Raw genomic sequence first — 13,929 nt, 5'->3', positions numbered from 1 at the left:
CAAAGTTCAAAGCCTGCTCCTCATGGCGCTTTCTTAAGACATTATGAGTATATTTATATACTGCGTGTAATGCGCCGCATTGAAACAGATATAATCTTCAATATAATGTTGTTTATTAAGGTTCAGAAAACAGAAATTAAAACACGCTCTCCCTGTTTACGCCGCGAGAGCGCGTTACCATGCTGTGAAAATTATGGTCGCCCTGCTGGACTTATCTCAGGATTTTCTTCATGCACATAAATGGGATTTTCCAAACGCTCTCTGAGCAGGACGAGATCGTCAGTTCTCACTTTAAATAAAGAGGTTAACACATTTAAATTAACAACACCGGCATCTTCTCCAAAATTCCTAGTGGACACAAGTGTTTTGTCCAGAGCCATCGCCTCATTCAACCATCTAAATCTAAGAACAGCAAAATCGACTCCTAAGCCAGCATCCAGAGTAAACGAGGAAAACCACGAGGACTTTTGAAATGTTATCGGATTATAGAAAGTTAAAGTCCGTTTGAATCTTGGTTTTGTAAATGAAGACATAGAATTAAAGCTTTCATCAGGATCACAATAATGCTGAGCGACATGAGCAGGAACATAACGCTGTGCACCACCTATCTGTGTACTCCAATGAGTCGCCATTAGATCTTTTTGGTCATTGTCAATCCAGTACGTAAAATTATCAATATACGTTTGCAAAGTGGTTATTAGCAGTGAAAAATTATAGTGTTTCTCTTGATAGGTCTTGCCTTCAAGCATATAACAAACCCCTTTTACTTCATGTTCATTGAATTGATTTAGTAACTCTATTCTTAGTTCTTCCGCCTGTTCATTCTTGGATAAGCAGTCCAACATCATGGTGCACATATACCGAGTATCCAATGCCCATAATGCGCATTGAAAGGCGGTGATGTTTGTAAAGGTTCTTCCTGAGTAATCTGTCACTGTTCCTCTTTGCATAAGGAGTTCAGGGTATCGTTTCAATATCTTCTCGGCATTATCCTGGTTCCCATGGACGACGCTTGTGAGTAAAGCGGTGAGTAGTCGATGAGGTTGGAAAAGGTTGTAGGAACTATTCGAGGCTAACGCGAGCGCCGATTTACCCTGTTCATCCATTGATTTGTGCGTAGCATCTTTTTTTACTTCCGGGAGAAATTTTTCAATTTCGCCTCCCATTTCTTGCTGTAAATCCGTCAATTTATGGTCTGTATTACTAACATTTGTTGACCGTTTTATCATATTCGTTTCAGTTTCAGAATAACTAAACTGCTCCTTGATAAGATTCAGTCTAGAAGTTAAGTAATGAACATTCATTTTATAGTAAATTAAATATTCAAAATTTGTTGTGTCTTTTTTTGCTTGATCGACCTTGTTTCTTAATTCAGAAATGGTTTCATCCTCTGGGCTTACAAACCTGTTGATATAGGCGATCTTGCTTAAATAATTCCAAATTATAATGGTACCTGAGTTTGGAAGATTTGCATCCAAGTAGTCAAGTAAAGAAGAATTATATGGCATGAATGTTTCGCTAGGTGAGATTTTTGAGTGCATATTGTACATGTCAAAGCGTTTCCAGATCAACTTTTGATCTTTTTCTGTCGAAGCAAAATAAATAGATCACCAATGATGTTGCTTGCAGTTAAGAATAGGATGCAACTATAAAGGAGTTAAGATGTCATGGATGCGCTAATGATAAACGAGGGAGTGTTCTAAAACACCCGAGCCTAAAGGCTAAGACCTAATTACCGCGGGAATTCGTTTATTTATAAAACTGAACAGGCTCTTATGTAGCGCGAAAATAATTAAGTTTAAAACAATAAAAAAGCCACGCATGCGTGGCTTTTTCAACCTTTGAAAAAATTCAAAATTATTTCATTGGTGCAGGATCTGCTTTATCAAGAACCCAAACAACTTGTCCACCCACGAGATCAGCCGCGAACTTACCATTGTCAGAATCAACACTATAAGAAGATGTTGATGACAATTGTTGATAAGAATGAATACTTGGTTTGCTACCTGGGAACAGGTGAGTATATCCAAGATCAAACCCAAGATTTGGTTTCATTTGGTAATGAGCACCTACCGCAACAGCCCAGCGATCAACGTCTGGTAAACGAATATTTCTATCTTTATTGTTAGTTGGACTCTGATCGTAACCACCACCAAGACGAAGCATGAATCGGTCATTAACATGATAGTTCGCGCCGATTGCTACACGCCAAGCATCAGTAAAGTTTTCTGGCACCGAGCTAATCGCGTTTGCCTGGCTCACAGGAAATGGAGGCGTACTGCTAATGTTAGGAACAGGAACATTACTTAATTTAATATCCTTGAACGTGCCCCATGCAGTATAAACAACAGAACCTAATAACGCGAGTTTGTCATTAATATCTTGATAACCACTGATTGTTACCACATCTGGGAATACAATGGAGTTACTGAATAGATCATAGTTTTTCCATTCGTTAGAAGTAGGAAGCTCAGGTGCAACTAAATCAAAATCATTCGCTAAACGACCTTTGAAGAAGCTATGGCCATAGAATACATGTCTTACTCTTGATTGGTAATTCACCCCAATACGAGTATGGTTGTCGTTAAACATTCCCAAAACACCTACATGGAAACCTAAGCCCCATGACGCACCTTTATTCTTACTGGATGAGTCAACAATAGTGGGGTCCTCTTCAAGAGCTTGGAATAAAGCTGGCGCACCAACCATTTGGTTGAATTTAACACGTGAATATTGGAAATCCATACCCGCACCAACAGCAAAGTGCTCAGATACTTGAGTACCAATTTCCGGAGAAATATTCGCAGTTAACAACTCAGTAAAGGTAGCAGAATAACGAACTGGAGAAGAAGGTTTCCAATCAGTAGCTAAACCAAAAGGTGCCGTTACACTTAAACCAAGTGTGGTACGCTCACCTACTGGTAAAGCAAAATGAGAGGATGGAATAAAAGCATTATAATCGCCGGCTAAACCACGATACTGTTGAGTATATGGAGGCAATCCTTTTGTATTAAAAGTACTTGTACCATCCATTTGGATAGTAGGGAAAACACCTACTCCACCAAAGACTGCTTCTTTTTCATGAAGAAGAGCCAAACCAGCTGGGTTGTACCAACCAGTTGACGCATCAGCAGCTTCTGCTGCAGAACCAGCAGCATAGTTACCGGTTGTATAACCAGCGCTTTCGCCGTATAAAGCAAAACCAGCCGCATGAGCTGCGCCAGTCGTAAAAACACCAAGAACAGCTGCACTAACCAGCGTTCTTAAGGGCTTATGCATATTCATCACTCCTATACACTCCTTTAATAATCAGTACATCAACAGTTGAATAAAATCCGTTCGATGAAAAGAGTGTACCTTGTTTTCAAAGCTTTAAAAACATTTTTTTCTTTTTGCATTCAGTAAGTAAGAAATATTAATTCATGATGAACCAATTGGATTCACGATAGTTAATTAATAAGCAATCAACAGGGGGATTTCATCAACGAATAGCAATTTTAGTTTATCTTCCGAATAATTTTCAGGTTGGTATTTGCTCAAAATAATTTATATTCAAGCCAGAGTGATAATTTGTCTAAAGAATCTTGTATCCCTACTTCAGTCCATGCTAAGGTGTACTAATTTAGTGCGGAAATAAACCATGCAGCAGATCGTAACAAAATTTGGTGGGACGAGTGTTTCAACCCGTAGTACTTGGAATAATGTTGCCTCAATTACTAAAAAACACTTAAGTACTGGTGTACAGCCAGTCATCGTTTGTTCTGCGTTAACTCAAATTTCAAATAAACTTGAAAAGGCAATTGATGCCGCTCTGCTCAATGAGCATCAAAGTATTCTGCTGGATATTCGTAATAGTCATCTTAACCTTGCTGAAGCATTGGAAGTTAATCCTGAAGTGATCCTCGATGACTTACATCAATTAGAACAATGGCTGACCGGAATTGCTTTACTTAAGCAGGCCCCTGCAAAAACTCATGCGCAGATATTGAGTATGGGCGAATTAATGATGACTCGTTTGGGACATCTATTTTTAGAACGCCAGGGAATTTATTGCAAATGGTATGATGCTCGTGAATTATTAATCAGCACCCCCTTCCCTGATGGTCAATCAGCAAACTATCTTTCAGCTCGTTGCGAAAGCGAACATGATCCAAAATTAGTGGAGAAATTCCTTTCTAGTGGCGCGGAGGCAATTATCACTCAAGGTTTCTTTGCTGCAAATCCTGAAGGTGAAACCGTATTATTAGGTCGTGGTGGTTCCGATACTTCCGCAGCCTTGCTTGCCGGAAAATTACAAGCCGCCGCCTGCGAAATATGGACTGATGTTCCCGGTATTTACACTGCTAATCCTCATCAATTACCGCATGCACGTCTATTAAAAAAATTGAATTATGATGAGGCTCAAGAGATTGCATCCATGGGAGCAAAAGTATTGCACCCCAACTGCATACCACCTGTGCGCCGAGCCAATATCCCCATGTCGGTGAAATACACTCAATTGCCCGAGCACTCAGGTACTTTGATCACTAAAGATATTGATGAATCAGCTCCATTTATTAAATCAATTCAAATTAAAAACAGTATCCTGCTTATTTCTATAGATACCTTACATATGTGGCAACAAGTAGGTTTCTTATCGGATGTGTTTTCCGCATTTAAGCATCACGGCTTTTCTGTAGACTTATTGTCTTCATCCGAATTCAACGTGACTTTATCGCTGGATATTAATACGAAAATACATGATCGAGCGGCAATCAATGCCCTATTAGACGAACTAAACCAATTTGGTCGTGCGAAACTTATTGAGCCATGCAGTGCGGTGAGCTTAGTAGGACACCATATTAGAACTGTATTGCCACAACTGGGTCCCGCTTTAGAAGTTTTTGATTCCAAGCAAGTGTACTTAATGTCATTAGCTTCTAATGACTTAAACTTAACCTTTGTGGTTGATGAGTCTCAGGCAAATTTACTGTGTCAAAAACTACATCACTTACTAATAGAAAATAACCCTCAAATTTTCTATTATTCTAAAAGCTGGCATGAAGAATTTGGAGCGCCATCAGTACGATCCGTACCCTGGTGGGAAAAAGAGCGCGATCGTTTACTGACTACTGCGATACAGCACTCTCCTTGCTATGTCTATCATAGCCCAACGCAAGCTGAACGCGCGAAACAATTATTAGCGTTAAAGTCTATAGACACCGTCTTCTATGCCATTAAAGCAAACCCATACCCTTCTATTTTACAAACATTAGAAAAAGAAGGTGTTGGTTTTGAGTGTGTCTCGATTCAGGAACTGGATAGAGTCTTAGAATTATTCCCAGGAATTGATCGCAAACGTATTTTATTTACGCCAAACTTTGCACCTAAATCTGAATATGAATATGCACTAAAAGTCGGTTGCTATATCACAATTGACAGCCTCTATCCATTAGAAAACTGGGCGCCATTATTTAAAAACAAAGACGTAATTATTCGTATTGACCCAGGTACTGGAGCAGGCCACCATAAACATGTATCTACCGCTGGTAACGAATCCAAATTTGGTATTACCCAAAATGATATAGCTCATGTTGTGGCGCTAACCAAGAAGCATAATATTCATGTAATTGGCTTACACGCACATTCAGGTAGCGGCATACTTACGCCAGAATTGTGGCAGCAAACTGCATCCATGTTAGCTTCATTAGCCCATCAGTTCCCTGAGGTTAAAGTGATTAATCTAGGTGGAGGCTTAGGTATTGTTGAAAAACCTGGACAACAACCATTGGATTTCGCCAATTTAGATGCCTTACTCATGGCCGTGAAATCACGCTATCCGCATCTGGAATTATGGCTAGAACCCGGACGTTTTTTTGTAGCAGAAAGCGGGGTTATTTTAGCAAAAGTAACCCAGTGCAAAGAAAAAGGAAAAGTTCGATTTGTCGGTATTGAAACCGGGATGAATTCGTTGATTAGACCTTCCTTGTATGGTGCTTATCATGAAATCGTCAACTTAAGCCGTTTGTACGAAGAAAAAGCTGGTTTTTCGCACATCGTTGGCCCTATTTGTGAATCAGGGGATACTCTAGGTTATGACCGATTATTACCGGTCACCCAAGAAGGGGATATCTTATTAATTGCGAATACAGGCGCCTATGGACGTTGTATGAGTTCACATTATAATTTACGCCCACCTGCTCAGGAAATTGTCCTGGCATAGTATCGTTGTGAATTGTAGCCTAGATGGAGCACAGCGCAGAAATCCTCTTATTTTACCCCAATCCCGATGTACTGCGGGAGGTCGAAAAAATAAGAGGATGTAAGCATTAATGTTACAATTTTCTCAAGATAACACATACCTTTTGTAAGGAGTTTTACACCAATCATGCTTGTTGATAGCCATCAAAGAAGTCAAGCGACTAATCCGACTCAATCATTCATCGTACAAGCTCCTGCCGGCTCAGGAAAAACAGAAATCTTGACACAACGCTATCTGCGTTTGTTAAGTACGGTCACGGCACCAGAACAAATCATCGCCCTCACCTTTACCCGTAAAGCTGCAAGTGAAATGCGTGAACGTATTCTTCTAGCCTTGCAACACGCTGCGCAAAATGTCGAAGCCAAAAGTGCTCATCAGCAAATGACGCTTGAGTTTGCTCGGAGTGCACTCCAGCGCAATAACCAATATCAATGGGATTTACTAAACCAACCTAGTCGTCTAAGAATCGTCACCATTGACTCGTTATGCCAAAGCATTAATCAGGCGATTCCATTACTGGAGAAACAAATTGCTTACTCGCAAATTACGGATAAAGCAGAAAGCCATTATTTAAATGCGGGCAGAGCCTGTATTCAATTTGCTTTAGCGAATCCTGAATATCAGCATGCAATTAAAATCCTCTTATTACATGTAGATAATCGCCAAGAACGTTTGTTAGATTTATTTAAAGAGCTACTAGCCCAACGAGATCAATGGCTCTATCCCCTTTTTCAAGCAAGGACCCAGGATAAATCTATTTTTGAACAAGCATTAGGTTTAATCGAAGAACATGAATTAGCCCGTTTTAAAGAAAGTCTTCCCTTTCAGTTAGCCGATGAATTAGTGCAACGAGTACGTGAACTCGCGTGCATTGAAAATAATCCAGACTCTCCTCGCTATTTACTACAAGATTGGCAGAGTTTTCAACAGACAAATCAGCGAATTGCAACCGCCTTAAGCAAAGCCATCTTAACAGGTGATTTAAGTTTACGTAAAAGTTTTGATCATCATGTCGGGCTGTTAAGTAGCTCCTGTCCTGCTGCTGAATACAAACAACTTAAAAATGCCAGCAAGGAGCTATTAACGCAATTGAGTGATTATCCAGACTTTATTGACACCTTAATCCAAGTCAGTAATCTGCCTAAGCCTGAGTACGATCCAGAACAATGGGAAGTATTACAAGCCCTATTTCTGTTACTGCCACTGCTTGTTGGCCATTTGTATCTGCTCTTTAGTGAACATAATGAAGTCGATTTTACGGCGATTTCGCAACAGGCGCTAATTGCTCTGGGTGAATCCGATAATCCTACTGACTTAGCCTTGTATTTAGATAACTCCATCCACCATTTATTGGTTGATGAATTTCAAGATACCTCCATCACGCAATTTGAATTACTCAATAGATTAGTCCATGGTTGGCAACCTGGAGATGGTAGGACTCTATTTCTGGTAGGCGATCCCATGCAATCAATTTATCGCTTCAGACAAGCGGAAGTAGGTTTATTTTTCCGTGCGAAAGAGCAAGGAATTGGTCCTGTACAACTTAGCCCCTTAGAACTTAGTTGTAATTTTCGTTCAACAGAAACCATTGTCAGCTGGGTCAATCAACAGTTCGCACAAATCTTTCCACAACAAGTGGATATTGAATCAGGTGCTGTATCTTTTCATCCCAGCGTTAACGTGATTCAAAATGATGAACACAGTGCCGTTCATGCATGGCAACTTCAAAGTCGTGAACAAGAAGCAGAAAAAATGATGCAGCTTATCCAAACTGAGATGCAAACAAATCCCGAGCAAAGCATAGCCATTTTAGTACGTTCACGCAGCCAACTTGCCGAAATTATTCGCTTATTGCGGCAATACCAAATTCCCTACCAAGGTACAGACATTACCTTATTGGCAAACCTGCCTCACTTACGTGATGTTTGGTCACTTACTCAAGCGTTACTATCACCGGCTAATCGCCTTACATGGTTGTCGATGCTGCGTAGCCCTTATTGTGGTATGTCCTTAGCAGACGTACATACCATTGCGCAATTCAATAAAAAAAAATCCATTTATGCTGCGTTATTACAGCTAAATAAAATTTCTGGATTAAGTGAGGATGGATTAGTTCGAGCAGAATTTTTTATTCGCATTATGCAACAAGCATTGTCTCATCGCTACGAGAGCAAGCTATCAACTTGGGTGATTAATACTCTCAATACCTTGCATGTTAATAAGGTGCTGAATCAAGCACAACTGAATGACTTAGAGCAATTCTGGACCCTTCTTGATCGCTACGAGCTCGACGGCCGCTTGTCAAATATGAAAGAATTCATACAAGAATTTAATAAATTGTATTCCCAACAAGTAACCCCATCCTCATTACAAGTGATGACTATTCATAAATCGAAAGGACTAGAGTTTGATACCGTTTTTTTACCTGGTTTAGGCTCCCAAGCAAACCGAGGTGATTCACCAATGTTACGCTGGCTGAATTTACCCACCCAAGACCAAGGTAATTTATTACTTATGTCCCCCATACAAGCAGCGCATCATGATCGTTGCCCCGTCTATGATTATCTGGGGCAATTGGATGAAATCAAAGGAAGCTATGAAACACAACGCCTGCTTTATGTTGCCGTAACCCGTGCAAAATCACGTTTATACCTGATGGACCATAGCCAAAAATCATCAAAAAGCTCGTTTCGTAATTTGTTAAAAAATCAAAATTTTGCTGATGATGACTCTGCAGGCAATATGGAAGAGCTAGAGCGCCCGTTACCCAAATTAGCGCAACTCCCCTTACATCATTACCAAGATCAACAATCGGAAACCGAAGAGCCTTTTGCGCGGAATGCCCCCCCCACTTTAGTATCGAACATTCCTCGTTTAACCGGTATTGTTACCCATCAACTCTTACAATGGATCTGTGATAATCATCCTGAATCATTAGGCGATGTCCCTTGGAATTTAGCACACTATGAATTCAAAAAACTAGGTTTCGACGAACGCATGCAAAACGAAGCCATGCGGGCGCTTCAAGAACAAATAACCCGCCTTATTAAGGATCAAGTAGGCTCCTGGATTATAGCCCCCCATGATAAAGAACAAAACGAATATGAATTGCTAGTGGCTCCACAAAATCGCCCCATTACACGCATCATTGACCGAACTTTTGAAGACGATGGCAAACGGTGGATTATCGACTTTAAAACGGGTAAGGAAGATAAAAATACCTTAGTAAAACATCAAGCCCAGCTAAATGAGTATGGTGTTTATCTATCTGAGCGCACGCTTCTCACTATTTACTGTGGGATTTATTACCTACCCACAAATCACTGGGTGAAGTGGCAATACGAACCGGCTCATAGCCTGTAATCCTGATGCAGCGCAACCTAATCAAGATTGCTGTGACAGGAAACCTTGATTATTGCACTTGTTATGAACAAAGCCCTGAGCTATTATTCCCCTTTTGCAATAAAGGTTCGTAATGACTGTTGAAAGCACGGTACTAAGCTTATTAAACACCCTAAAAGATCCATTTTTAGATTGTACTGGCAAAGAGATGAATTTACAGTGCAAGGTCGAAGCTACAGCGGATAAACTGACTATCAATCTTCTAGCCGGCTTCCCCGCCCTCTTGCTTGAGGCAAATTATAAACCACTATTGCTTTCCGCATTACAGTCCCAATCCCCAAATCATGAAATTACAATCACTGTTGAGCAATTGATTAAACCTCATCGAACTCAATTAGTTGGCAAAGGATTGCGTGGCGTCAAAAACACGATTGCGGTCGCCTCAGGTAAAGGTGGTGTCGGTAAATCAACCGTAACGGTTAATTTAGCCACTGCTCTAGCACGTACTGGCGCACGTGTAGGTATTCTTGATGCGGATATTTATGGCCCAAGTATACCGCTTATGCTGGGAAAAGCAGAGCCAGTACAACTTAAAGGTGATTTCTATTTGCCAGTTGAAGCCCATGGCGTCCAAGCGATGTCTATTGGTTATTTGACCAACGATGAACAAGCATTAATTTGGCGCGGCCCCATGCTTGCTAAATCATTAATCCAAATGCTAGACATTACCCTTTGGGATGAATTAGATTATTTATTTATTGATTTACCACCAGGAACTGGTGATATCCAACTTACATTAGTACAAAAAATCCCACTTACTGCGGCAATTGTAGTTACCACCCCTCAAAATGTTGCGACCTTAGATGCACAAAAAGCGATAAACATGTTTGCTAAAACTGGAATCGATGTACTCGGTGTGATTGAAAACATGTCCACCCATATTTGCAGCGAATGCGGTCATCAAGAAGCCATTTTTGGTGCTGGCGGTGCGCAGGCCTTATGTGCAACCCATCAATGCCGCTTGTTAGGTCAGCTTCCATTGAATGGCTCCATTCGCGAACATTGTGACGAAGGCCGCCCAACCGCAACTCAGACCCGTAGTAATCTAACGGATGCATTTATAAAAACAGCTATGCGTGCCGCGATTGACCTTGGCAAAAAGCCAATTAATTATGCGGATAAGTTTCCTCCGGTTTTAGTAGAATAAATAGGTTTTTCAGGATGAAATTAAAATAGAGCTTGATTATACGCTCACACCTAGAAATGGAACACACCGAACTCCTTTGAAAGGATAATTCTAATCGCATTATGATAATAATAAACAAATTGTAAGTATGCTCATGTTGTATGTAAGACTCTCATTATTTTACCTAAATAGATTTTATTTTGATCATAAAATAATGAAATTTTAGAAAGTTAACTTTAAAACCATTAAAAAATAGAGGGTAAAAAAATACGCAATCCGCCAATAAGCGCCATTTAGTACTATAATTTTACTGACATCTTCGCTGGAATACATCATGAATCACGTTTTTATTAATAAAAGCAGTCATTTTTTACCTAATGAACCAGTTAAAAATGAAGACATGGAAGAAATCTTAGGAAGAATAGGCGGTAATGCGTCCCGAATCAAGAATATTATTCTAAACAAAAACAAAATTACCACACGATATTATAGTCTAACCCGACAGGGTACCACTGCATTCTCCAACGCAGACATGGCAGCAAGCGCAGTGAGAAAGCTATTTTCAAAAGACTTTCCCGCACATAAGCTACAAGCTCTCTGTTGCGGTACGTCAAGCCCCGATCTTATAATGCCCAGTCACGCCTCAATGGTTCACGGGCTACTCAAGGAAACAAATACTCTGGAAATTTTTAGTCCTAGTGGTGTGTGTGCTTCTGCAATGCAAGGATTAGCATATTGCTACAATGCAATTAAAGCAGGTAGCATTGAGAATGCCATCTCGACTGGCTCAGAATTAGCATCCCCTTTGTTTAAGGCATTATTTTTTGAAAGTGAATACAGTCGCATTGCTGAATTACAAAATAATCCTACCATTGCATTCGAAAAAGACTTTTTAAGATTCATGCTATCTGATGGTGCAGGTGCATTTTTACTAAGCAATACATTATCCAAAGGGTTAAATTACGAAATTGAATGGATTGATTCTTATTCGTATGCTAATGAAATGCCACCCTGTATGACCCAGGGCGGTTATGCAAAAAATGAAAACGAATGGGTTTTTTGGAAGGAAATTCCACCCAAAGAATGGGATGCGAAAAGTGTATTTGCTGTAAAGCAAGATACTCATCTGGTGGAATATTGCGTGCCGTTGGCAACTAAAAGTTTATTGAAATCTCAAAAAAAGAGAAATATTGATTTTACTACTGTAGATTTTTTCTTGCCTCATATCTCTTCCATGTATTTTTATAAAAAATTATTAAGCGACTACATTGAAAACAACATAGATATTAAAGAATCTAAGTGGTATACACCCTTATCTGATGTAGGAAATGTTGGATCAGCTTCAATTTATATTGCTCTAGATATGCTTTCAAAAGTAAAAGAAATTGAAGATGGTAATAGAATTTTATTATTTATTCCTGAAAGCTCCCGTTTTAACTTTTATTATGTCATGTTACGTGCAAAGGTTTATTGATGTGAAAAAAAATATACTCGTAATAAGCTATTCTCAGACAGGCCAGCTTACAGCAATAGTTGAATCCTTTTTATCTGGTTTTAGCAATAAAATTCATATTGATTACATAAAGCTCGATGAGATTTATAACTATAAATTTCCCTGGTCTATGCAAAGCTTTTTTGGCGTATTCCCCGATTCGGTCTTAAAAAAGACCGAATCGCACTTCATGTTAGATTATGATGAAAAATATGACAAAAAATATGATCTGGTTATCTTAGGCTATCAACCTTGGTTTTTATCACCCTCCATACCAATATCCACATTTTTACAATCTGATTTTGCTAAAAAAATCTTACCAGGCAAAGCGGTTATCACAATAATTGGATGTCGCAATATGTGGACTCAAGCACAAGAAACCGTTAAAGGGTTAATCAAAGATGTTAATGCACATTGGGTAGGAAATATTACTTTATACGATAAAGCTTATAACTTTGTAAGCTTGTTTACTATACTAAGGTGGATGCTTAGAGGGCAAAAAGGCAATTCTGGTGTAAATAAAAAAGATATAGAACAAAATAAAATTTATGGTAAGTATGTTAACGATGTAATAATAAAAAATGAACCTATTGCTCAACAAGCATTAGTCAACTTAGGAGCAGTAAAGATCATCCCTCATTTAGCTCTTATGGAAAAAAGAGCCTTCATAATTTTTTTAAAATTCGCCCAACTGATTGATAAAGAAAAAAAACCTCTGAAGAAAAAATTTAAAATAAAATTATTTCAACTTTATTTAATTATCGCTATTTTAATTTTTTCCCCCATTAGCATGGCTATATCGTTGTTAATCCGGATGCTACATCCTAAAAAATACAAGGAAATTATAAATTATTATGCTGGTTTAGATCATTAACATGAAATATCTTTAATAGCATATTAAGACATTTCTTTTAATGAACTTTGTTCTGTCCCTTGCTAGAACAGGTTAGCAGGGACGTAAAGCCCAGCTAGCATTTCCAAGCCTTACAGTCCCTGCTGAAGAGTTAATTCACATTAACATAAAGCCTAATAGCGTTTTGATATTTCTTGAGTATATAATGCTGAAAAACCAAAGAATTTGAATCATGCAACGACTACTCATAATAACAATAACCCTACTGTATTCTTGCCTTAGTTTGGCAAAACCAAGTTATCAAATTGACCTCATTGTCTTTGCACAACAACCATCAGCCGCACAAAATTCAGGACCTGGCTTAGATTCCCCCTTAATCCCCATGACCTACACAAATGCCATATCCTTAAGATCCAGTCCGGAGAAAACACCGAAGCCTTATTGCTTGCTTTCTAACTCCTACTCCAGCTTAAAAGATCAATATTATCTATTAAGCCGACGCTCCCCTCACCCAGTTCTAGGGCATTATTCATGGAGACAACCTGCGAATAGCCAAAGCTCTGTTGCACTGCCTTTAGTCGAACATAATGGATGGCAAATGCAAGGTACTCTGCGCATCACACAAAGTAATTATTATAATTTCGATGCGAATATTCAGGTATCTCCTCCGAGCACCCCACAAGCATCAATGACGATAAGCCAAAAGCAACGTTTAAAAGGGGATACGGTTTATTATTTAGATAATGATCATTTGGGAATGGTCGTGAAGATTCATCAAGTATCGTAGATTAGATGGAGCTTAATTCGGGATCTGT

8 protein-coding genes are annotated in these 13,929 nt (G+C 39.2%); 6 read left to right on the top strand and 2 right to left on the bottom strand.

What is annotated here, in order from left to right; genetic code table 11:
• Window positions 1-191: 191 nt before the first annotated feature.
• Window positions 192-1,508, bottom strand: coding sequence for a hypothetical protein (locus ACQY7T_RS04730; protein ID WP_428411554.1), 1,317 nt, complete (start codon window positions 1,506-1,508; stop codon window positions 192-194).
• A gap of 349 nt (window positions 1,509-1,857) precedes the next feature.
• Window positions 1,858-3,279: an OmpP1/FadL family transporter gene (locus ACQY7T_RS04725; RefSeq protein WP_428411719.1), complete on the bottom strand. Its 1,422-nt coding sequence runs from the start codon at window positions 3,277-3,279 to the stop codon at window positions 1,858-1,860.
• A 361-nt stretch (window positions 3,280-3,640) separates the two neighbouring features.
• On the opposite strand from ACQY7T_RS04725, the gene ACQY7T_RS04720 reads away from it, so the two are divergent.
• From ACQY7T_RS04720 to ACQY7T_RS04695, 6 genes are all read left to right on the top strand, one after another.
• Window positions 3,641-6,202: a bifunctional aspartate kinase/diaminopimelate decarboxylase gene (locus ACQY7T_RS04720; RefSeq protein WP_428411553.1), complete on the top strand. Its 2,562-nt coding sequence runs from the start codon at window positions 3,641-3,643 to the stop codon at window positions 6,200-6,202.
• 165 nt (window positions 6,203-6,367) lie between these two features.
• Window positions 6,368-9,604: a UvrD-helicase domain-containing protein gene (locus ACQY7T_RS04715; protein WP_428411552.1), complete on the top strand. Its 3,237-nt coding sequence runs from the start codon at window positions 6,368-6,370 to the stop codon at window positions 9,602-9,604.
• 112 nt (window positions 9,605-9,716) lie between these two features.
• Window positions 9,717-10,790, top strand: a complete 1,074-nt coding sequence (apbC, locus tag ACQY7T_RS04710; RefSeq protein ID WP_428411551.1) for an iron-sulfur cluster carrier protein ApbC — start codon at window positions 9,717-9,719, stop codon at window positions 10,788-10,790.
• Window positions 10,791-11,103: 313 nt separating this feature from the next.
• Window positions 11,104-12,243 (top strand): StlD/DarB family beta-ketosynthase, encoded by a 1,140-nt coding sequence (locus tag ACQY7T_RS04705; RefSeq protein ID WP_428411550.1) that lies wholly within the window; start codon window positions 11,104-11,106, stop codon window positions 12,241-12,243.
• 1 nt (window position 12,244) lies between these two features.
• Window positions 12,245-13,135: a hypothetical protein gene (locus tag ACQY7T_RS04700; RefSeq protein WP_428411549.1), complete on the top strand. Its 891-nt coding sequence runs from the start codon at window positions 12,245-12,247 to the stop codon at window positions 13,133-13,135.
• 211 nt (window positions 13,136-13,346) lie between these two features.
• Window positions 13,347-13,901 carry a CsiV family protein gene (locus tag ACQY7T_RS04695; protein ID WP_428411548.1) on the top strand — a complete coding sequence of 185 codons (555 nt, stop codon included), beginning with the start codon at window positions 13,347-13,349 and terminating at the stop codon, window positions 13,899-13,901.
• Window positions 13,902-13,929 lie beyond the last annotated feature (28 nt).

The sequence above is a fragment of the Legionella sp. genome (assembly GCF_965140895.1).
In the GTDB taxonomy this organism is placed as follows: Bacteria; Pseudomonadota; Gammaproteobacteria; order Legionellales; family Legionellaceae; genus Legionella.
Note: the sequence above shows the minus strand (reverse complement) of the source record. Positions and strands in the feature narration are given on the sequence as shown.